The organism is Pseudomonas sp. Root401 (assembly GCF_001425105.1).
Lineage (GTDB): Bacteria > Pseudomonadota > Gammaproteobacteria > Pseudomonadales > Pseudomonadaceae > Aquipseudomonas > Aquipseudomonas brassicacearum.
Genome location: NZ_LMDO01000027.1, coordinates 21,488 through 43,920, shown reverse-complemented (window position 1 = coordinate 43,920; position 22,433 = coordinate 21,488). Strand labels below are relative to the sequence as shown.

Genomic DNA, 22,433 nt, shown 5'->3' with positions numbered 1-22,433 from the left:
GAAAGGAACGTACGGGCCCGGGTGAAAATTAGGCCTCGACGACCGCCGCCTGCAGGGCTCGCCCGAAAATCTCGGCAACCCGGTCGATTTCCGCCCTTGTGATGATCAGCGGTGGCAGGAACCGCACCACGCCGCCCTGCCGGCCACCCAGCTCCAGGATCAGCCCGCGCTTGAGGCATTCACGTTGCAGCCGTGGCGCCAGCCGTGCATACACCGGCGGATGGCCCAGGGCGTCGGGCTTACCCGCCGGGTCCACCAGTTCGACGCCGAGCATCAACCCGCGACCGCGGATATCGCCCAGTTGCGGGAAGTCTCGCTGCAGGATGCGCAGGTGCTCGCTCAAGCGTTCGCCCATGGCCGCGGCGTGGGCCGGCAGGTCGTGCTCCTGCAGATAGCGCATCACCGCGGAACCGGCGGCCATCGCCATCTGATTGCCACGGAAGGTCCCGGCGTGGGCACCCGGCAGCCAGGTGTCGAGCCAGTCGCGATAAACCACCACAGCCAGCGGCAGGCTGCCACCGATGGCCTTGGACAGCACGACCACGTCGGGGATGATCCCGGCGTGCTCGAACGCAAACATCTTGCCGGTACGGCCAAAGCCGCTCTGGATTTCGTCGACGATCAACGCCACCCCCGCCTGCTCGGTGATCCGCCGCAAGCCGCGTAGCCAGTCCAGGTCGGCGGGAATCACCCCACCCTCGCCCTGCACCACTTCGACGATGACGGCTGCCGGCAATTGCACGCCGGCCTCGGGGTCATTCAGCAGGTTTTCCAGGTAATGCAGATTGGCCTTCACGCCCGCCACACCGCCCAAGCCGAACGGGCAGCGGTAATCGTAGGGATAGGGCATGAACTGCACGCCGCTGCTGAGCAAGGCGCCCAAGGGTTTCTTCGGCCCCAGGCTGCCCATCAGGCTCAACGCCCCTTGGCTCATGCCGTGATAACCGCCCTGGAACGACAGCACGGTGCTGCGGCCGGTGGCGGTGCGCACCAGCTTGAGGGCGGCTTCCACCGCGTCGGTACCGGTGGGGCCGCAGAACTGGATCTTCGCCTCGGCGGCCAGCTCTGCCGGCAACAGGCCGAACAGGTCCTGGACAAAACGGTCCTTGACCGGCGTGGTCAGGTCCAGGGTATGCAAGGGCAGCTCATCGGCCAGCACCTGCTGGATCGCTTCGATCACCACCGGATGGTTATGCCCCAGCGCCAAGGTGCCGGCGCCGGCCAGGCAGTCGATGAAGGTGCGACCCTCGACGTCCTCGACATACAGCCCCTTGGCGCGCTTGAGAGCCAGGGGAATCCGTCGTGGATAGCTGCGGGCATTGGACTCCTGCCGACTCTGGCGGGCCAGCAGCGGCGACTCATTGAACTGGTAGAGCGTCTCGGCCGGCGCAGGGTTGACCCGGGCCGGCTGTGCTTCGATAAGACTGTTGGCGACTGACATCCCTCGACCCCGCAATACGCTGAAGTAATGACACACCGCACAGGTGCGTCTCCGGTCGGAGCGCACATGCAGGTTTCCTGTTGTGGAAACGCATCAGCAACGCAGGGATTTACTCTCGGGCAGGACTTTGCGGGTCGACGCGATCAGTGGCTTGTTCTTGAAGCCTGTGGGAGCAAAGCTTGCTCGCGATGCAGGCACCTCGGCCTGACTGTCGGCCAAGGTGATGCCATCGCGAGCAAGCTTTGCTCCCACAGAGCCGTTGCACAGGCCATTGTTGAAGTGAATCAGGCCGGCAACGCCTGCACCGGCACCGTCAACTCGACCCGCAGCCCATCCGGGCGCGTGTCGAAATGCAGGCCGCAGCCGCAACGCTGGACGATGGCCTGGACGATCGCCAGCCCCAGTCCGCAACCGGTGCTCTGGCCGTTGCGCCAGAAGCGCTGGGTCAGGTGCTGGATGTCGTCGGCGGCGATGCCGGGGCCGTGGTCACGAACCTGGAAGCGCACGCGCTGGCCGACCATCTCCAGGCTCAGCTCCACATCGGTATCGTCCGGGGTATGGCGCAGGGCGTTATCCAGCAGGTTGCGCAAGGCGGCGATGGAGAGCACCGCCGGCATCTGCACCGGTGCGTCGGACAACCCTGGGGATACGTGCAGCCTGATCCGCCGCGAATCACTGCTGGCGGCATCCTGGATCGCCAGCCGGGCGACCTGCTCGGCGTTGCATTGCACACCATCGTCGAACGACAGGCTGCCTTCGACCCGCGCCAGCAGCAGCAACTGTTCGAGTGTGCGGTGCATGCGGTCGGCGCCCTCTTCGGCCCGGGCCAGGGACTGGTCGCGGGCGGCGCCCTCGGTCATGCGCGCCACTTGCAGGTGCGTCTTGATGGCGGTCAGCGGGCTGCGCAGCTCGTGGGCGGCGTCGCCGGTCAGCCGGCGCTCACGCTCGATGGTCTTGCCGATGCGCTGGAACAGCTGGTTCTGGGTCTCCAGCAGCGGTCGCAATTCGCTGGGCAGTGGATGGATCTGCAAGGGCTCCAGGGAATCGGCGCTACGCCGCATCAGCGCATCGCGAATGCGATTGAGCGGTGCCAGGCCTTGACCGATGCCCAGCCACAACAGGCACAGGCAACCGAGCAACGCAACGCCCACCGGCACCGAGGCGGCCAGCAGTATCGACATGTTCAGGGCTTCGCGCTCAATCTGGCGGTCGGCGGTGGTGATACGCAAATCACCCCGGGCCAGGGTGAAGCTGCGCCAGGGCGCGCCGTCGATCATCTGGTCGTGGAAGCCCATTTTCTCGGCTTCCAGGGTTTGCTCTGGGGTGCCGTGGCTGCGGGCCAGAATCTCGCCGCGCAAGGAACTGACCTGACAGGCCATGCCGCCAGGAATGCTCAATTGCTCGGAGCTCAAATGCGTGCCGTCGCCCTTGCTGGGCAACGGTGGCATCTGTTCCAGCAACCCGGCGACCATCCGCGCCGAAGCCACCAGGCGCTGGTCGAGGGAAAACATCATCTGGTTGCGCAGATCGCTGAGCATCCACGCTGCGGCCAGGGCCCAGATCAGGGCAAAAGCCGCGCCGAGGGTCAGGCTCAGGCGCAGGCGCAGGCTCATCACTTGGAGGACTCTCCATCTTCAGCCGGCCCCAGGCGATAGCCCAGGCCGCGCACAGTCTCGACAATCCCGTTGCCCAACTTGCGCCGCAGGTGATGGATATGGACGTTGAGGGCGTTGCTTTCCAGTTCGTCATTGAACCCGTAGACGCTGTCCTTGAGCTGTTCAGTGGACAGCACCCGGCCGCGACTGTGCAACAGTGCTTGCAACAGCGATTGCTCGCGCCGGGACAGATCCACCGGCTGGCCGTCCAGGGTGGTTTCCCGACTGCTGGGATCGTAGGTCAGGCGACCGTGCTCGATCAGGTTGACGCTGCGCCCCGCCACGCGCCGCAGCAACGTGTGCAGGCGCGCCGCGAGTTCACGCAGGTCGAAGGGTTTGAGCAGGTAGTCATCGGCGCCGGCCTGCAAGCCGTCGACCCGGTCGGTTACCGAGTCCCGGGCGGTGAGGATCAGCACCGGCGTCTCCAGCCCCTGCTGACGCAACTGCCTGAGCAGCTTGAGACCGTCCTCGTCGGGCAATCCCAAGTCCAGCACCATGACGTCGAATTCCGCCACGCCGACCATCGCCCGCGCCGCCGATGCGGTGGCGACGTGCTCGACAGTCAGGCCCTGCGCCGTAAGGCCGGCAACGATCCCGCTGGCAATCAACTCATCGTCTTCGCAGACCAGTACGCGCATGGTAAGCCCCGTGGAAAAAGGTACATTAGGCCGCCGGCCGATTAAGCCGACATTATGCGACGAGTACGGCCAACATGGGCGATCATTGCTGCCTGCCGGTCGTCGCCGGGTTAATCGACGGTTAATCGCCAGCCGCCATTGTGTTTTCCACTTGCTTCGTTCTAAGGCTTTATCCATGCGTCGATTGTTTTTGCTGTGGCTGTTCCTGATCTCGGGCCTGGCCCAGGCCGCCAATCCCTTCGAAACCAAACCCGATTTCCTGCCGGTGGAAAAGGCGTTCGTGTTTACCTCCGAACGCCTGGACTCCGGAGAAACCCAGCTGTTCTGGCAGATCGCCGATGGGTACTACCTGTATCAGCAGCGGCTCAAGTTCGATGGCCTGGCCGAGGCGCAAAAACCCAAGCTGCCGGAGGGTGAAGCCCACAGCGACGAGTTTTTCGGCGACCAGCAAGTCTATCGCCAGGCGCTGGAGCTGAAGATTCCGGCCGGTGCCACGGGCAAGATCAAGGTCGGCTTCCAGGGCTGCGCCGACGCCGGCCTGTGCTATCCACCCCAGACCCAAGTGGTCGACCTGGGGGGCAGCGCACCGGTGGCGGCCAGCGGCGAGGCGCCGGACCAGGCCCTGGCCAGCGGCCTGCAACAACGGGCCTTGGGCTGGAGCCTGCTGGTGTTCTTCGGCCTGGGCCTGCTGCTGGCGTTCACCCCCTGCTCGCTGCCAATGCTGCCGATTTTGGCCGGGCTGGTGGTGGGCAGCGGTGCCGGACCGAGACGCGGCCTGGCTTTGGCCGGCAGCTACGTGATCAGCATGGCCCTGGTGTACGCCGCCATGGGCGTGCTCGCCGCGCTGTTGGGCGCCAACCTTCAGGCGCTGCTGCAACAACCGTGGCTGCTGGGCAGCTTCGCGGCCGTATTCGTGTTGCTGGCACTGCCGATGTTCGGCTTCTTCGAATTGCAATTGCCGGCCGCCTTGCGTGACCGCCTGGAAAACGCCGGGCGCCAGCAGCGCGGTGGCAGCCTGGTAGGCGCCGGTATTCTCGGGGCGCTGTCCGGCCTCTTGGTGGGCCCGTGCATGACCGCGCCGCTGGCCGGCGCGCTGCTGTACATCGCCCAGAGCGGCAATGCGCTGCACGGCGGGCTGATCCTGTTCACCATGGGCATCGGCATGGGCCTGCCACTGTTGCTGTTGGTGACCGTGGGCAACCGCTTCCTGCCCAAGCCCGGCGCCTGGATGAACCTGCTCAAGGGCGTGTTCGGCTTCCTGTTCCTGGGCACCGCGCTGCTGATGATTCGCCCGATCATCGACGGTTCGTTGTGGGTCGGCCTGTGGGGCGTGCTGTTGTTGATCGCCGCCTACAGCGCCTGGCGCCAGACCGAAGGGTTCGGCCGCATCGCCTATGTCTGCGGCAGCGCTTCGTTGCTGTTCGGCCTGTGGGGCAGCCTGCTGGTGATTGGCGCGGCGGGCGGTGGCGATGATTTCTTCCAGCCCCTGAAGGTGTACGCCGGCAGCGAGGGTAGTGCGACCGTCGGCGCCCATGACGCGTTCGTCACGGTCAGCGAGCCCGCCGCCCTGCAACGGGAACTGGACGCCGCCAAGGCCCAGGGCCAGTGGGTGCTGCTGGACTACTACGCCGACTGGTGCGTGTCCTGCAAGATCATGGAAAAACAGGTCTTCGGCCGCAGCGAAGTGCTCGACGCCCTGAAAGGCGTGCGCCTGCTGCGCCTGGACGTCACTGCCGACAGCCCCGCCAGCCGCGAACTGCTGGGCCGTTACCAGGTGCCGGGGCCGCCGAGCCTGCTGTGGATCGGCGCCGATGGTGAAGAGCGCCGCAGCCAGCGGATCACCGGGGAAGTCGACGCCAAGGCGTTCCTGGAGCGCTGGAACCTCACCCGGGACGCGCGCTGATGCTGACGTTTACCTTGGGCACCTTTGCTATCGCCCTCAACCACCTGTTGCTCATCAGCGCCCTGGCGCTGGCGACCTTCGTGGGCTGGCGGGTGGCCAAGCGTGGTGGCGAAAACCCCGAGTCGGTGCTGTTCGTGCTGTTTCTACTGGGCCTGCTGGCCGCACGGATCGGCTTCGTCGTCGCCTATTGGCAACATTACCGGGACGACCCGTGGCAGATCATCGACCTGCGCGACGGTGGCTTCCTGGCCTGGCCGGGCATCGTGGCGCTGCTGATTGGCGCCTTGTTGTGGGCCCGGCGCCGTCCGCCCCTGCGCCGGCCATTGGGCTTCGGCGTCGGCAGCGGCTTGCTGTTCTGGCTGGTGGCGACCCTGTCGTTGACGATTTATGAACAAGGCACCCGGCTGCCGGACATCACCCTGCGCACCGCCGACGGCGCGACCGTGAAACTCACCGATTACCAGGGCGGCCCCCTGGTGATCAATCTATGGGCCACCTGGTGTCCGCCCTGTCGGCGTGAAATGCCGGTGCTCGAAGAAGCCCAGCAACAGCGTCCGGACCTGACCTTCCTGTTCGTCAATCAGGCCGAAAGCATGCAAAGCGTCAGCACCTACCTGGCCACCCAGGGCCTGAGTCTGACCAACGTGTTGTTCGATGGCAGCGGCCGCCTCGGCCAGGCCGTCGGCTCCATGGCCCTGCCGACCACTTTGTTCTACAGCGCCGATGGCCGCCTGCTGGGCAGCCACCTGGGGGAATTGTCGGAAGCGAGCCTGGCTCGCGCCCTGGAAAACTTCGAAACGCCGGACTCGTCCACGACGCCCCACTCCGCCACAAGGAAAACGCCATGCCCCGCCTCCGCCACCTGCTGACCCTGGCCGTCGCCGCCGCACTGTCGCAGGCCCCGCTGCTCCAGGCCGAAGAATTACCTGCGGCGATCAAGAAGATCGAAGCCAAGGGCGCAAAAATCATTGGCACCTTCGACGCGCCGGACGGCTTGCGCGGTTACGCGGCGCAATACCAGAACCGTGGCATGGCGCTGTACCTGACCCCGGATGGGCAACACGTCCTGCTGGGCAACCTGTACGACGCCGACGGCAAGGACCTGAGCGCAGAGCCACTGCAAAAACTGGTCTACGCACCGATGGCCAAGGCCATCTGGGCAAAGATGGAGGGCAGCAACTGGATCGCCGACGGTAACAAGGACGCACCGCGCACGGTGTACCTGTTCAGCGATCCGAACTGCCCGTACTGCAACATGTTCTGGGAACAGGCACGGCCCTGGGTCAAGGCTGGCAAGGCGCAGTTGCGTCACATCATGGTGGGCATCATCCGCGAAGACAGCCCGGGTAAATCCGCTGCCTTGCTGGCGGCCAAGGACCCGGAGAAAGCCCTGGCCGAGCATGAAAAGGCCGGCAAGGGCAGCCCGCTCAAACCGCTCAAGGACATACCGCCGGCCATCCAGGCAAAACTGGACGCCAACCAACAGTTGATGGACGAACTGGAACTGTCCGCCACCCCGGCGATTTTCTACCTGGATGAAAAAGGCGAGCTGCAACAGCAGCAAGGCGCGCCGTCACCGGACAAACTGGCGAAGATTCTCGGGCCGAAGTGATTCAAAGTCCAAAACTGCTCTTGTGGCGAGGGAGTCCCCGCCGCGTCTTCGACGCTGCGCTGTCGCGCAGGGAACTAGAGCGACGTCCACGAGATATCTGTTTTTGATCGTTCCCACGCTCTGCGTGGGAATGCATACCGTGACGCTCTGCGTCACCTTCCAGAAGCGGAACGCGGAGCGTCCCTGGCGACATTCCCACGCAGGAGCGTGGGAACGATCGATATGTATTTTCAGCCTTNCCTTCCAGAAGCGGAACGCGGAGCGTCCCTGGCGACATTCCCACGCAGGAGCGTGGGAACGATCGATATGTATTTTCAGCCTTAAAAATCACAGGGTTGCAATTTGTTCCATGAGAGCTTGCTCCCGCTGGGGTGCGCCTGTAGGAGCTGTGTAGGAGCTGACGAGTGCAACGAGGCTGCGATCTTGTCCCAGACAGTTGAGTCCCAAGCGAAAGATCAAGATCAAAAGATCGCAGGCTTCGCCAGCTCCTACACGGTGGGCGCGGTTTTTCCTGGTCGCCAAACATCACGGTTGTGCGCTTGGCGCCCAGTTCATGCAGGCGCGCGCCGTCGCCGGACAAGCTGGTGAAGATTCTCGGGCCGAAGTGATTCAAAGTCCAAAACTGCTCTTGGGGCGAGGGAGCTTGCTCCCGCTGGGGTGCGCCTGTAGGAGCTGTGCAGGAGCTGTGTAGGAGCTGACGAGTGCAACGAGGCTGCGATCTTGTCCCAGACAGTTGAGTCTCAAGCGAAAGATCAAGATCAAGATCAAGATCAAGATCAAAGATCGCAGGCTTCGCCAGCTCCTACAGAGCCCAGCGGGAGCAAGCTCCCTCGCCACGGTTAGCCAGCAGTCAGTGCTTGCGCGTCAGGAGTTTCAGCAACGCATCAGTCACGAACTGCGGATTCTCCAGATTGGAAATATGCCCCGCCTCCGGAATCGACACATGTGGGCAACCGATCAACTCGGCCATCTCCATGGACTCGGACGGCGGACGCGGTTTGTCCTGGTCGCCACACATCACCACCGTGCGCTTGGCATCCAGTTCATGCAGGCGCGGCAGGATGTCGTCCCGACCGAAAATGATTCGCCCCAGCGGCACGATACTGTCGCGCAGGCGATCGGTCGGCAACGCGGCCAGCGCGGCGCGGAACTGCTGATAGAGCGCCGACTGCGGGTCGATCCCCGGCCGGAAGAAGATCGGCACGACGATGTCCAGCAAGGGCTCGGGAATGCTGCCGCTGGCTTCGATCTTGTCGAACAACGAGAAGTAGTACAGGCGGGTCGGTTCCGGCTCGACGCCGACGTAGGTGTCCATCAACACCAGCGATTGCACGCGCTCAGGCGCCGCCAGCGCCAACCGAGCACCCCACATCCCGCCCACCGAGAGCCCGACCAGGTTGAAACAGTCGATGTCCAGGTGATCCATCAATGCCAATGCCTGGCGAGCCAGGTCGTCCAGAGAGGTCATGCCCTCAGGCAAACGCCCGGACTGGCCGTGCCCCCACAAATCCAGGGCGATGACCCGATAATGCTGGGACAACACCTCGATCTGCGGCGTCCACATGGTGTGGTCCCACAGATAGCTGCTGCCCAGCAGCACCACCGGGCCCTGGCCTTGGTCCAGGTAGTGAAGCGGTTGTCCGTCAATGATTGAAAAGGGCATGGGTGACCTCCTTGTTTGGAAATGAATAACCCAGGGAGACTGACGTGGCGGGTAGTCAGCGTCAACCGCCGGTATTGCGCCGCAATGACCTGTAAGATCTGACAGTAGAAATGCTCAGCCGCTGGGGATAGCTTGAAAACTCGACTACCAGCGAAAGGAAGCATCATCATGACAAAAGCTGAGCTTGAAACCTTCGCCCGGGAACAGGTGGTTCTCTTGCAACCCAAAGCGGGCAATACAGAAAAAGCGTCCGGGCAAATAGCCAAGGGAAAGCTTCAGTTTTTTGAGGCCCTGGTGGCCGTCTATGGATCTACGCCGACCCCGGAACAACTCGGCCTGCTGGATGCCGTGAACGATACGATTCAAAAGCTCGGGGCTTTTGGACCCGACGTGACCTTTTTCACCAGGCCCGAGGCTTGTTGCGCTAGGTCGTGACGCCTTCGCGAGCAAGCTCGCTCGCGATGAGGTCTTCATAGACGCCGCAAAACTACATTCCTTCCAATTCCGCCATCAAATCATTCAACCGATCCACCTTCTCCTCGGTAATTTCGCTGGCCGCCAGCCCATCGATGTAGTCGGCCAGTTCCTGCACCGTGTTGCATTCGAACATCGCCCGCAGCGGTACGTTGCGTTGCAGGGCCTTTTGCACCCGTGAGGCGATTTGCGTCGCCAGCAGGGAATGCCCGCCCAGTTCGAAGAAGTTATCCCGCACCCCCACCCGCTCGACTTTCAGCACCTGGGCCCAGATGTCTGCCAGGGTCTGTTCCAGCTCATTGCCGGGGGCTTGGTAGTCCTGGCTTTGCAACTCGCCGATCTCCAGGGCCGGCAGGGCCTTGCGATCGAGCTTGCCGTTGGCGTTGAGGGGCAGGCGCTCGAGCCACAGCCAGTGCAGCGGCACCATGTATTCCGGCAGTTCGGCCCGCAGGCGCTGCTTGATGCGCTCCAGGCGCTCGGCGGGTTTGAGCGCCGAGTCGGTGGCCACGAGGTAGCCCACCAGATGCTTGCCATTGGCGCCCACCTGCACGCCCACCGCCCCATCGCGCACTTGCGGCTGTTCATGCAAGCGTGCTTCGATTTCCCCCAGTTCGATGCGGTAGCCGCGGATCTTCACCTGATGGTCGATGCGCCCGACGTACTCCAACACTCCATCGCTGCGCCGCCGCGCCAGGTCGCCGGTACGGTACAGCCGCTCCCCCGGCGCGCCGAATGGATTGGGCACAAAGACCGGGGCGGTGCGCAACGGATCGCTGACATAACCACGCCCGACCCCGGTGCCCGCCACGCACAACTCACCCACCGCACCCAGCGGCACCAGGTCCAGCGCGCCGTCGAGCAGGTACAGACGATTGTTGTCGGTGGGCGTGCCAATCGGCAGATACGTACCACGGGTCGAGGCCAGGTCGACCCGGAAGAATGCCACGTCGTCGGAGCATTCCGCCGGGCCGTAGGCGTTGACCAGGCCAATGTCCGGGTAACGCAACAACCACTGGTGGGCCAGTTCCGGTGGCATCGCTTCGCCGGTGGGCAGCATCCAGCGCAAGCCGTCCAGACCGATGCGTTCCTGGGCGAGCATGCCCTGGATTAGCGACGGCACGCTTTCCAGCACGCTAATGCCCTGCTGCTGTACATGCTCCAGCAACCCTTGCGGGTCGTGGGCAATGGCGTTGGGCACGATGTCGACCCGGGCACCGAACAACGGCGCGGCCAGGAACTGCCAGACCGAAATATCGAAGCTCTGGGACGCCGTCTGGGCGATCACATCCGCCTCGCTCAGCGCCAGGTACGGCACTTTGCTCAGTTGGTTATTGAGCATGCCTCGCTGTTCCACCATCACGCCTTTGGGCAAGCCGGTGGAGCCGGAGGTGTAGATCACGTAGGCGAGGTTATCTGGCCCGCTGTAGACGCCTGGGTTTTCCAGCGAAAGAGCGCTGGCCTGAACGGCTTCCCACACCAGCAACTTCGGTCGCCCGGAACAGGCGAACTCGTCCAGCAAAGCCTGGGCCTGGGCCTGGCAGGCCTGGGTGCAGACCAGCAACGGCGTGCGGCTCAGTTCGATGATGCGGCTCAGGCGCTGGCTCGGCAGGCCCGGATCCAGCGGCAGGTAGCCGGCACCGGCCTTGAAGCTGCCGATGATCATGCCCAGCAACTCGGCATCCCGTTCGGCCAGCAGCGCCACTGGTTGATCCAGGCCGACACCGGACGCGATCAGGGCGTGGCCGAGGCGGTTGCTGCACGCATTCAACTCGGCGTAGCTGTAGCTCGCGTCCAGGCAACTGACCGCAGGACGCTGCGGATGGGCCGCGACCCGCGCCTCGAACAGCTCAACGTAGCTCTGCTCCAGCGGATAGGCCTGCTCGCTCTGGTTGCAGCCCTCGATGAGGAAGTCCTGTTCTTGAGCACCGATCAGCGGCAGCTCGCTCATGTCGCCGTGCAAGCCCTCCATCAACGCCAGCAGCAACCGCTTGAACTCGCCCAGCAGCCCCTGGACGGTGCTTTCATCGAAGTAGCGCTGGTCGTACGAAAGGTGCAGCCCCAGGTCATCCCCCGGGTAGCAGACCGCCGTCAGCGGGAAGTTGGTGTGGGTACGGCCCGAGTCCGAAGTGGCGTTGAGGCTTTGGGCGCGGTCCAGCACCGAAACCTCCACCGGCGCGTTCTCGAACACGAACAAACTGTCGAACAGCGGCTGGCCCTTGGGCAATTCGCTGACCTCCTGGATGCTCACCAGCGGCAGGTATTCGTACTCGCGCAGTTGCATGTTGCGGTCCAGCAAGTCGCTGAGCCACTGGCGCACACTGCAACGCTGATGGTCCTCAGGCATCTGCACGCGCAAGGCGATGCTGTTGATGAACAGCCCCACGGTGCGTTGCATCTGCGGCAGCTCCACCGGGCGCCCGGCCACGGTGACGCCGAACAGCACGTCGCGGTCGCCGCTGACCCGCCGCAACACCAGGGCCCACGCCGCCTGGGCGAAGGTGTTGACCGTCAGTTGATGAGCCTGGGCCAATTCCCGCAGCCGTGCACCGTCCCGGGCATCGAGACGGGTATAGCAGTCGCCGACGATCATGCCGCCGCTGTCACCGGCGTGCTCGCGCAGGAATGGCCGGTCGCCAGGGATCGGGGTGGTCCGCTCGAAGCCTTGCAGGTTCTGCTTCCACCATTGCCGGGCTTCGGCCAGGCTCTGGTGCTGCAGCCAGCCGATGTAGTCGCGATAACGCGGTGGCACGGCCAACTGCGGTTCGCGGTTTTCACCCAGGGCGGTGTAGATCTCGAAGAAGTCGTCCATCAGCAGCGAACGGCACCACGCGTCGATGAGGATGTGGTGGTTACTCATCATGAACCAGTAGCGTGCCGCGTCGACCCGAATCAGTCGCAGGTGGAACGGCGCCTGGTTCAACAGATCGAAACCGGCTTCGCGCTCGTTCTTGAGCAGCGCCTGGAGCTTGGTTTCCTGGGCGTCTTCGGGTACCTCGGACCAGTCGAGATAGTCCACCGGCGTGCTGCCGGGCTTGTGGATGATTTGCAGCATGTCTTCGCCGACGTTCCAGCAGAACGACGCGCGCAAGGCTTCATGCCGGGCGATGACCGCTTGCCAGGCCTGGGCAAAACGTTGCGGGTCCAGTTCGCTGTTGATGCGATAGCGATCCTGCATGTAGTACAGGCCCGTGCCCGGTTCCAGCAAGGTGTGCAACAGCATGCCTTCTTGCATCGGCGTCAGCGGGTAGACGTCTTCGATCTGCCCGGCCGGCACCGGCAGGCTGTCGAGCTGGCCCTGGGTCAGCTTCGCCAGGGGGAAGTCCGATGGCGTCAGGCCGCCCGCCTCGTCTGTCAGGCAGTGCTCGATCAGGCGTTGCAACTCATCGAGGTAGGCCTCGGCCAGGGTAGCGATAGCCAGACGATCATGCCGTTCGCGGCTGAACGTCCAGCGCAGCACCAGTTCGCCACCGCTGACCTGGCTGTCGACGCTCAGCTCATTGGGCAGCGGCGCCTCGGGATCGTGGATCGCGCCCAGCGGCGCATCCAGCGGCTGGAACAACGCATCATGACCCAGGGTCTGGTCGAGCTGGCCCAGGTAGTTGAAGGTGATCGCCGCGTGCGGCAGGTTGGCCATCGTCTGGCGAGTCGCCGCGTCGGCCAGGTAGCGCAATACGCCATGGCCAAGGCCCTTGTGGGGCACTGCGCGCAGTTGCTCCTTGATCGCCTTGATCGACGCGCTGAAGTCGTCACCCGCCGGGCTCAAGCGCACGGGATAGATGCTGGTGAACCAGCCGACGGTGCGGGTCAGGTCGATGTCGTCGAACAGCGCTTCGCGGCCGTGGCCTTCAAGCTGGACCAGGGCCGAGGCATGGCCGCTCCAGCGGCACAGCACCCGGGCCAGCGCGGTAAGCAACAGGTCGTTGACCTGGGTGCGATAGGCGCTCGGCGCCTGTTGCAACAGTTGCCGGGTGCGCTCGGCGTCCAGGCGCACGCTGACGGTTTCAGCATGACGCTCCTGCAGCCCACCCTCGGGATTCGCACAGGGCAACTGCACCTGCGCGCCACTCAACTGCGCTTGCCACCACTGCAGTTCTTCGCGCAGGGATTCGCTGCCGGCGTAAGCCTGCAAGCGCGCGGCCCAGTCGCGCAATGGGCTGGTCTTGGCCGGCAACTGCACCTGCTGCCCGGCGGTGAGCTGGCGGTAGACGGTTTGCAAATCGTCCATCAGCACCCGCCACGACACGCCGTCGACCACCAGGTGATGGATGACGATCAGCAACCGTTGCTGGCTATCGGGTAACTGCGCCAGCACTGCGCGCAGCAATGGCCCGGTTGATAGATTGAAACGGCTCTGCGTCTCGGCAAACAACGCTTCGCAATCCTGCGCGGTGTCCACGGACACGTGCTGCAACAGCGCCGCGTCAGACAACGGCTGGTGCTCGGCCCGCCAGTGCCCGGTGCTTTCGTCGAAGCCCAGGCGCAAGGCATCGTGGTGCTGGAAGATGGCGTGCAGTGCCTGTTCCAGAAATCCCGGGTCCAGCGGCGTGGTCGGCTCCAGCAGCAACGCCTGGTTCCAGTGATGACGGTTGGGGATCGGGCGCTCGAAGAACCAGTGCTGGATCGGCGTCAGCCCGGACTCGCCCTGCAACAGGCCCTGCTCGGCAAGCACCTGCTGGCTGCGCGTGGCAACCGCGGCCAGGGTCTGCACGGTCTGGTGCTGGAACAAGTCCCGGGGCGTGAAATGAATGCCCTGCTGCCGGGCGCGACTGACCACCTGGATGGACAGGATCGAATCGCCGCCCAGCTCGAAGAAGTTATCGTTGAGGCCCACCTGCCCGACGTTCAGCACGTCGCACCAGATCGCCGCCAGGGTCTGCTCCAGGGCATTGCTCGGCGCCACGTAGTGTTGGCGATTGAGTTCGGGATCGGGCAGCGGCAAGGCGCGGCGGTCGAGCTTGCCGTTGGCGGTCAGCGGCATGCTCGCCAGCAGGATCAGGTGCGTGGGCACCATGTAGTCCGGCAGCTGGGCCTTGAGGTGGTTTTTCAGTGCTTCGCGCAGGGCCGTCTGTTGTTCGGTGTCCTGTTCGGCGACAGCGGTCACCAGGTAACCCGCCAGTTGCTTGCCGCCGGGCGTATCGAGGGCCAGCACCACGGCCTCGCGCACCGCGTCATGTTCCAGCAAGCGGGTTTCGATTTCCCCCAGCTCTATGCGGAAACCACGGATTTTCACCTGGTGGTCGATCCGTCCCAGGTATTCCACCAGACCGTCGGCACGCTGGCGCACCAGGTCGCCGGTGCGATAGAGGCGTCCGCCCTCGTTGGCGAACGGGTCCGCGACGAAACGCTCGGCGGTCATCCCCGGACGCTGGTGATAACCCTGGGCCAGACCGGCGCCGCCGACATACAACTCACCTGTGGCGCCTGGCGGCACCAACGCCAGGTCGGCGTCGAGGATGTACGCCACGCGGGCGCCAATCACGCTGCCAATCGGCACGCTGGCCGCGCCCTCTTCCAATCGCTCCGGAGCCAGGCTCGCCAACGGCATGACCACGGTTTCGGTCGGGCCATAGGCGTTGAAGAACAGGCTCGGGTTGAACGCCGCGCGAATGCGCTGCAGGTGCTCACCGGTCAAGGCTTCGCCGCCGGTGATGCACATGCGCACCGGCAAGGTCTGGCCCTGGGTCGCCAACCACTGGGCCAACTGGCTGCCGTAGCTGGGGGTGAAGCCAAGTATGTTGATGCGATGCTGACGAATCAGCCCGCAGATTTCCTCGGCGTCCCATTGGCCCTGGGCCCGCAGCACCACGTGGGCGCCACTGAGCAACGGCACCAGCAAACGTTCGGTGGCGGCGTCGAAGTTGATGGAATAGAAATGCAGCTCGCAGTCGTCTGGACGCATGCCAAAGCGCTGGATCACTGCCTGGCAATGCATGGCGATTTCACCGTGGGACACCACCACACCCTTGGGCTTGCCGGTGGAGCCGGAGGTGTAGATCAGGTACGCCGGGTGTTGCGGCAGGTTGATCAGCGGCAGCGGCTGATCCGGGTATTGGGCCAGGGCCGCCGAATCATCTTCCTGGCACCAGCAGCCCACGCCCTCGGGTAACGCACCGAGGGCCTGGAACATCGCCCGGTCACTGAGCAGCAGGCTGACGCCGCTGTCCTCGATCATGTAGCTCAAGCGGTCCAGCGGGTATTCCGGGTCCAGGGGTACGTAGGCACCGCCGGCCTTGAGGATCGCCAGCAGGCCGATGACCATTTCCAGCGAACGCTCCAGGGCCAGGCCGACCCGCACCTGCGGCCCGACGCCTCGCTCACGCAGCATCCAGGCCAGGCGATTGGCGCGGCTGTCCAGTTGCGCATACGTCAGGGTCTGCCCGGCGAAAGTCAGGGCCGGCGCATCGGGACGCATCCGCGCCTGTTCGTCGAACAATTCGTGGAGGCATTGGTCCAGGCGATGCTCACCGGGCTCGACGCTCAGGCTGTCGAGCAGCTGTTGCTGCTCGCGGGTGTCCAGTAACGGCAGTTCGCTCAGGCGTCGGGCCGGATCGACCAGCAACGCTTCCAGCAGATTGCGCCAGTGCCCAGCCATGCGCGCGATGCGCGGTTCGTCGAACAGGTCGGTGCTGTAGGTCAGGCAGCAACCCAGGCGCTGATCCAGGTCAGTGACTTCCAGGTTGAGGTCGAACTTGGTGGCCCGGGCGTCGTTGACCAGGTATTCAACCGTCATGCCAGCCAGCGTGCGGCTCTGCTGGAACTCCCAGCGCTGCACGTTGCACATCACCTGGAACAGCGGGTTGTAGGCCGCACTGCGCGGCGGCTGCAGGGCTTCCACCAGGTGATCGAACGGCAAATCCTGATGGGACTGGCCTTCAATCACGGTGTGGCGCACCTGTTCGAACAGTTCGCCCACAGACATCTGCCCGTCGAGCTGGCAGCGCAACACCTGGGTGTTGAGGAACGCCCCGATCAGCCCTTCGCTTTCCGGACGGATGCGGTTGGCCACCGGCGCGCCGATGCGCAAGTCGGTCTGGCCGCTGTAGCGATAGAGCAGCACGGCCAGGGCGGCGGTCATGGTCATGAACAGGGTCAGGCCCTGTTGCGCGTTGAAGGCACGGACCCGCGCCGCCAAATCATCGCTGAGGTCGAAACGGAACAATTCACCGCGATGACTTTGCACCGACGGACGCGGACGGTCGCCGGGCAGTTCCAGCAGCGGATGTTCGCGGCCCAATTGCGCGGTCCAATAGTCGAGTTGTCGCTGACGCTCGCCGGACTCCAGCCACTGACGCTGCCAGACGCTGTAGTCCAGGTACTGCACCGGCAAGGCTTCCAGGGGCGATTCGCGATCGTCGATAAAGGCTTCGTACAGCGCGCTCAGTTCACGGGCGAAGATATCCATCGCCCAGCCTTCGGTGACGATGTGGTGCAACGTCAGCACGAAGTAATGCTCATGCTCGGCGGTCTTGACCAGGCAGGCTCGCAGCAGCGGCCCGGTTTCCAGGTCGAAAGGCTGGTGGGCCTCACTGTCGGCCAGTTGTTGCACCCGCTGTTCGCGGCCATCGGCGGCCAGCTTCGAGAAATCCTTCCAGCCCATGCGCAAGCCTGTCTCGCCGTGCACCTGCTGGCGAGCCACGCCGTCGATACTCGGGAACGTGGTGCGCAGGGTTTCGTGGCGCAGGATCAACGCCTGCAAGGCCGCCTCGAAACGCCCGACATCCAGCACCCCGCGCAACCGCGCCATGCCACCGACGTTGTAGGCCGGGCTGTCCGGCTCCATCTGCCAGAGGAACCACATGCGCTGCTGGGAATAGGACAACGGCACTGGTTGACTGCGGTCGACCTTCTCGATAGACGGCTGGCGGTTGGTCTGGCCGCTGGCCTGGATCAAGCGCACTTGTTCGGCGAAGGCGCCCAGCTCACTGGCCTCGAACAAAGTGCGCAGCGGCAGTTCGACGTCACAGGTTTGGCGGGTGCGGGAAATGATCTGGGTCGCCAGCAGCGAATGGCCGCCGAGGGCAAAAAAATCGTCCCGCAGGCCGATGCGCGCAAGGCCCAGCACGTCGCGCCAGATGCCGGCGATTTGCTGCTCCAGGGCGCTGGCCGGCTCGACGTGCTCGCGCACCTGCCACTGCGGTTCGGGCAAGGCGCGGCGGTCGAGCTTGCCGCTCGGGCTCAGGGGCATGGCGTCCAGGCGCAGCAGTTGGGCGGGCACCATGTAGTCCGGCAGTTCGGCGGCCAGGGCGGTTTTGAGTCGAATGTTCAACGCGTCCTGATCCTGAGCGACATCCGGGGCGGTGTAATAGCCGATCAACTGCGGGCCGGCCGAGGTGTCGCGCACCAACACCGCCACTTGGGCGACGCCGTCCTGGGCCAGCAGGCGCGCTTCGACTTCCTGCGGCTCGACCCGGAAACCGCGCAGCTTGACCTGCTGGTCGAGGCGGCCGAGGTACTCGATCACGCCGTCGGCGTTCCAACGCGCGCGGTCGCCGGTACGGTACAACCGCGCACCGGCCGGCCCCAGAGGATCAGCGACAAAACGCTCGGCGCTCAGGCCCGGACGACCGAGGTAACCCCGGGCCAGGCCCAGGCCGCCGATGCACAGCTCGCCCGGCACACCAACCGGCACGGGATTGAGGTCGCTGTCGAGTACCCGACACAGGACGTTGCCCAGGGGCCGGCCGATCGGCGAGCGCTCGCCATCGGCCTCGGTGCAATGCCAATGGGTGACGTTGATCGCGGTTTCGGTCGGGCCGTAGCGGTTGTGCAATTGCACCGCCGGCAGTTGCGCCAACACCCGGTTGCGCAGTTCGGCGGGCAAGGCTTCGCCACCGGAGAACAGCCGGCGCAGGCTGCTGCAGCGGGCGCTCAGTGGCTCATCGACAAACAGGCTGAGCAACGGCGGCACGAAGTGCAGCGTGGTGACGCCAAACTGCTGCACCAACTGGGCGATGCGGTGCGGGTCACGGTGTTCGCCGGGGCCGGCCAGTACCAATTCGCTGCCGGTGATCAGCGGCCAAAAGCACTCCCAGACCGACACGTCGAAACTGATCGGCGCTTTTTGCATCAGCACATCGCTGGCATCCAGCCCGTAGGTCGCTTGCATCCATTGCAGGCGCTCGGCCAGGGCCGCGTGAGTATTGCCGACACCTTTGGGCTGGCCGGTGGAGCCGGAGGTGTAGATCACGTAGGCCAGGTGGTCGCCGTGCAGGTGCAGGCCCGGCGGATTGCTTGGCCATTGCTCCAGGTGCAGGGCGTCCATGGCGATGACACTGACGCCGTCGCACGCCGGCAAACGTTCGAGCAGCGCGGTTTGAGTCAGCAGCAGATCGACGCCACTGTCGTGGAGCATGTAGGCCAGGCGTTCGGCCGGGTAGTCCGCATCCAGCGGCACATAGGCACCGCCGGCCTTGATGATCGCCAGCACACCGATGAGCAGCTGCGGCGAGCGCTCGGCGGCAATCGCCACGCACACGTCCGGGCCAACGCCCTTGTCCCGCAGGTAATGGGCCAGGCGATTGGCCTGGGTGTGCAGCTCGGCATAGTCGAGTTGACCACCGTCCCAGCGCAACGCAGTGCGTTGCGGCGTGCACCGGGCCTGTTCGTTCAACAGCTCCGGCAGCCATTGGCTGGCCGGCGCGCACGGGGCCGCGCTCCATTGCTGCTGTTGGCTGTGTTCATCGGCGGCCAATAACGGCACATCGCCGATGGCTTGTTGCGGATCGGCGCAGACCGCCCGCAACAGGTTGCAGTAATGCGCCGCCAGCCGCTCGATGGTCCCCACCTCGAACAGTTCGTCGGCGTAGTCGAACGACAGCGTCAAGCGGCCGTTGCGATCTTCTTCGCTGTGCAGTTGCAGGTCGAACTTGGCTTCGCGGCTGTGCCACGGCAACTCCTCGGCCAGCAACCCCGGCAGGCGCCGCAAGGCACTCAAGTCACGCTGCTGGTGGTTGAACATCACCTGGAACAGGCCTTGTTCACGTGCCTCGGGAAACGCTTCGAGCAGTTGTTCGAACGGCAGGTCCTGGTGGGCCTGGGCACCGAGTGTGGCTTCCCGGGCCTGGGCCAGCAGCGCGGCGAATGGCTGACGTGAATCGACCTGCCCGCGCAGCACCTGGGTGTTGATGAAGAAGCCGATCAGGCCCTGGGTCTCCAGGCGCGGACGGTTGGCGTTGGGCACGCCGATGCGGATGTCGGATTGGCCGGTGTAACGCTGCAACAGCGCCTGAAAGGCTGCCAGCAACAGCATGAACGGCGTTGCGTCGTGTGCCTGGGCCACGTGGCGCAAGGTATCGCCGAGCCCCTTGTCCAGGCGCAGGCTATGCCGTGCGGCACTGCGCTGGCGTTGAGCGCTGCGCGGGTGATCCGTGCCCAGCACCAGGGCCGAATGTTCCGCGCCCAGTTGCTGCTTCCAGTAGCTCAGTTGGTGCTCGGCCTCGCCCTGGGCGAGCCATTGGCGCTGCCAACTGCCGTAGTCGGCGTATTGCAAGGGCAACGGCGACAGCTCGGCGACCTGGCCTTGGGAGGCGGCGGCGTACACCCGGGAGAATTCTTCAATCAACACATTCATCGACCAGCCGTCGGCGATGATGTGGTGCAGTGTCACCAACAGTTGGTGGTCATCCTCGTCGAGACGCAACAGGCTGACCCGCAGCAGCGGCCCCTTCACCAGATCGAACGGCGTGGCCGCTTCGTCTTCTCGAACCTGCCGCGCCCGGGCTTCGCGCAAGTCGGCAGGCAGGTCGCCGAGGTCGATGACGCGCAGCTTGAATTCACCTGCCGGATCGACCTGTTGCAGGGCCACGCCATCCCGCTCCAGGAACCGCGTGCGCAGGGACTCATGACGCTCGATCAATCGCTGGAAACTCACGCGCAACGCGTCTTCGTCCAGCTCGCCGCGCAGGTGCAAGGCGCCGGGAATGTTGTAGGCATGGCTCGTCGGATCGAGCTGCCAGGTAAACCACAAACGGCTCTGGGCCAGGGATTGCGGCAACGCATCGTCGCGCGACAATGCGCTGATCGTGCCTTGAGGCTGGCCGCCGTCCTGTTGCTGGTTCGCCACCGCTGCGGCGAACGCGGCCAGGGTCGGGGCTTCGAACAGCAGGCGCAGGTTCAGTTCCAGCCCCAGGCTTTCCCGTAGCCGTGCGATCACCTGGGTGGCGGCGATGGAATTACCGCCCAGCAGGAAGAAGTGATCGTCAGCCTGGACGTGTTCGACCTGCAACTGCTCCCGCCAGATTTGGCCGATGAGCGTTTGCAGCTCGGAGGACGGCGCAGACTCGTCAGCGACTTGTGCCTCGGCTGATGGGAACTGTGCATAACTGTCCAAGCTGCCGTCGGCCAATCGACTGCGGCAGGCCGAGCGCTGCAACTTGCCGCTGGAGGTCTTGGGCAACGCGCCGGGATTGAGCAGCACCACCACGCTCGGGGCTTGCTGGCAGGCCTCGGCCACGGCCTGGCGAATGGCTTTGATCAAGGCTTTAGGCGGGAGGATTTTCTGCACGCTGCGGCTGATTTCCGCAGCGATGCCTATGCCTTCCTCGCCGCCGTCGTTGACCGCGAACGCGGCCACACGGCCCTTGCGCACTACCTCCACTTCGCGCTCGATGGTTTGCTCGATGTCCTGGGGATAGAGGTTATGCCCGCGCACGATCAGCAGGTCTTTCAGGCGGCCGGTGATGAACAGCTCGCCGCCGCGCAGGAAACCCAGGTCGCCGGTACGCAACCAGGTCCGGCCATCGTGCTGGACAAAGGTCTTGGCGCTGGCTTCTGGGTTGCGCCAATAGCCGAGGGCGATGCTCGGGCCAGCGGCCCAGACTTCACCGACCTGTTTGTCGGTCAGCGGCTGCAAGGTGGCGGGCTCGACGATCAACACCGCGTGCCCGGGCTGGCTGACACCGCAACTCATCACCGCACTGCCCTGCCCCGGCTCGGCACGGTTTTGCGTCAGTGCCGCATCATCCACCCGCAGCGAAGGAATGCCGTGGCGGCGTGGCGTGCCGGCGACGAACAGGGTCGCTTCTGCCAGGCCGTAGGAGGCCATGAAATTGTCCGGCGTGAAGCCGCACGGGGCGAACTTCTCGGCAAACCGCTCCAGCGTGTCGAGACGGATCGGCTCGGAACCGGAATAGGCTACGCGCCAGCCGCTCAGGTCGAGACGCTGCAGGGCCGAGTCACTGACCCGTTCGCTGCACAACCGATAGGCGAAATCCGGGCCACCGCTGATGGTGCCGCCGTATTCGCTGATTGCTTCGAGCCAACGCAGGGGCCGGGCCAGGAAGTAGGCCGGCGACATCAATACGCAGGGGACGCCGCTGAACACCGGCTGCAGCAAGCCGCCAATCAGCCCCATGTCGTGGTACAGCGGCAGCCAGCTGACGATGACGTCATCGGGGTTCAGGTCGATGCCGAAGCCATGACGGATCAGCAATTCGTTGGCGACCAGGTTGCCGTGGCTGACCTGCACGCCCTTGGGCAACGCGGTGGAGCCGGAGGTGTATTGCAGGAAGGCAATGTCATCATCCTGCAGCGTCGGCATCTGCCATTGCCCGGCGCGGGCCGGGTCGAGGGTATCGACGCACAACATTGGCGGCGCCGATTCGATGGCTTGCAACGGCTCGCGCAGATCGCTGCTGGTGAGCAGCAGGCGCGGTTCGGCGTCTTTGAGGATCGACAGCAAGCGCTCTTGATGATGGCGACGGGCGGACTCCGGCGGATAGGCCGGCACGGCAATCACCCCGGCATAGAGGCAGCCAAAGAACGCCGCGACGTAATCCGGGCCGCTGGGGAACAGCAGCACGGCGCGATCCCCCAGCGCGGCCTCGGTCTGCAAGGCGGCGGCGATGGTCCGGGCACGCAGGTCCAGGTCGCGATAACTCAACACCACACCCTGCCCTGGGGTGTCGGCGAGGAAGCGCAGGGCCACCCGGTCCGGCGTCAACGCGGCGCGGCGCTGGAGGGCATGAGCCAGGGTGATGGGGAGTTCGAACGCGTCGGTCATGGGGGTTTCCTGCCTGGATTCGGCTTGCAAGTTGTCACCCATGGGAA

Annotated in this window: 9 protein-coding genes; 4 read left to right on the top strand and 5 right to left on the bottom strand. The window is 64.8% G+C overall.

What is annotated here, in order from left to right; genetic code table 11:
• Positions 1-28: 28 nt before the first annotated feature.
• The 3 genes from ASC85_RS19990 to ASC85_RS19980 form a co-directional block, all read right to left on the bottom strand.
• Positions 29-1,441, bottom strand: a complete 1,413-nt coding sequence (locus tag ASC85_RS19990) for an aspartate aminotransferase family protein (protein ID WP_057451031.1) — start codon at positions 1,439-1,441, stop codon at positions 29-31.
• Positions 1,442-1,725: 284 nt separating this feature from the next.
• Entirely contained in the window at positions 1,726-3,057 is a 1,332-nt protein-coding gene (locus tag ASC85_RS19985; RefSeq protein WP_057451030.1) for an ATP-binding protein, read from the bottom strand.
• Positions 3,054-3,734, bottom strand: coding sequence for a response regulator (locus ASC85_RS19980; protein WP_057451029.1), 681 nt, complete (start codon positions 3,732-3,734; stop codon positions 3,054-3,056). Before ASC85_RS19980 ends, ASC85_RS19985 begins: the two co-directional genes overlap by 4 nt.
• Before the next feature lie 175 nt (positions 3,735-3,909).
• Here ASC85_RS19980 and dsbD point away from each other — a divergent pair, with 175 nt between their 5' ends.
• Genes dsbD through dsbG form a run of 3 tightly spaced genes read left to right on the top strand, consistent with a single transcriptional unit; the run spans position 3,910 to position 7,249 of the window.
• Positions 3,910-5,637, top strand: coding sequence for a protein-disulfide reductase DsbD (gene dsbD / locus ASC85_RS19975; RefSeq protein ID WP_057451028.1), 1,728 nt, complete (start codon positions 3,910-3,912; stop codon positions 5,635-5,637).
• Positions 5,637-6,506, top strand: a complete 870-nt coding sequence (locus tag ASC85_RS19970; protein WP_057451027.1) for a TlpA disulfide reductase family protein — start codon at positions 5,637-5,639, stop codon at positions 6,504-6,506. The genes dsbD and ASC85_RS19970 overlap by 1 nt, the downstream gene beginning before the upstream one ends.
• Entirely contained in the window at positions 6,482-7,249 is a 768-nt protein-coding gene (dsbG, locus tag ASC85_RS19965) for a thiol:disulfide interchange protein DsbG (protein WP_057451026.1), read from the top strand. The genes ASC85_RS19970 and dsbG overlap by 25 nt, the downstream gene beginning before the upstream one ends.
• Positions 7,250-8,099: 850 nt before the next feature.
• On the opposite strand, the gene ASC85_RS19960 is transcribed toward dsbG, so the two are convergent.
• A complete protein-coding gene (locus ASC85_RS19960) occupies positions 8,100-8,912 on the bottom strand; it encodes an alpha/beta fold hydrolase (protein ID WP_057451025.1) in 813 nt (270 codons plus the stop codon).
• A 168-nt stretch (positions 8,913-9,080) separates the two neighbouring features.
• Between ASC85_RS19960 and ASC85_RS19955 the strand changes: the two genes are divergently transcribed.
• Complete coding sequence (locus ASC85_RS19955; RefSeq protein ID WP_057451024.1) at positions 9,081-9,347, top strand: hypothetical protein; 267 nt, start codon at positions 9,081-9,083, stop codon at positions 9,345-9,347.
• 52 nt (positions 9,348-9,399) lie between these two features.
• Here ASC85_RS19955 and ASC85_RS19950 read toward each other — a convergent pair whose 3' ends face one another.
• A complete protein-coding gene (locus tag ASC85_RS19950) occupies positions 9,400-22,386 on the bottom strand; it encodes a non-ribosomal peptide synthetase (RefSeq protein WP_057451023.1) in 12,987 nt (4,328 codons plus the stop codon).
• Positions 22,387-22,433: the final 47 nt, after the last annotated feature.

What these genes read in the sequence shown, in the direction of transcription:
- ASC85_RS19955 (WP_057451024.1), top strand. Translation starts at nt 9,081, where the DNA reads ATGACAAAAGCTGAGCTTGAAACCTTCGCCCGGGAACAGGTGGTTCTC.
- dsbG (WP_057451026.1), top strand. Translation starts at nt 6,482, where the DNA reads ATGCCCCGCCTCCGCCACCTGCTGACCCTGGCCGTCGCCGCCGCACTG.
- ASC85_RS19950 (WP_057451023.1), bottom strand. Translation starts at nt 22,386, where the DNA reads ATGACCGACGCGTTCGAACTCCCCATCACCCTGGCTCATGCCCTCCAG.
- ASC85_RS19960 (WP_057451025.1), bottom strand. Translation starts at nt 8,912, where the DNA reads ATGCCCTTTTCAATCATTGACGGACAACCGCTTCACTACCTGGACCAA.
- ASC85_RS19980 (WP_057451029.1), bottom strand. Translation starts at nt 3,734, where the DNA reads ATGCGCGTACTGGTCTGCGAAGACGATGAGTTGATTGCCAGCGGGATC.
- ASC85_RS19990 (WP_057451031.1), bottom strand. Translation starts at nt 1,441, where the DNA reads ATGTCAGTCGCCAACAGTCTTATCGAAGCACAGCCGGCCCGGGTCAAC.
- dsbD (WP_057451028.1), top strand. Translation starts at nt 3,910, where the DNA reads ATGCGTCGATTGTTTTTGCTGTGGCTGTTCCTGATCTCGGGCCTGGCC.
- ASC85_RS19970 (WP_057451027.1), top strand. Translation starts at nt 5,637, where the DNA reads ATGCTGACGTTTACCTTGGGCACCTTTGCTATCGCCCTCAACCACCTG.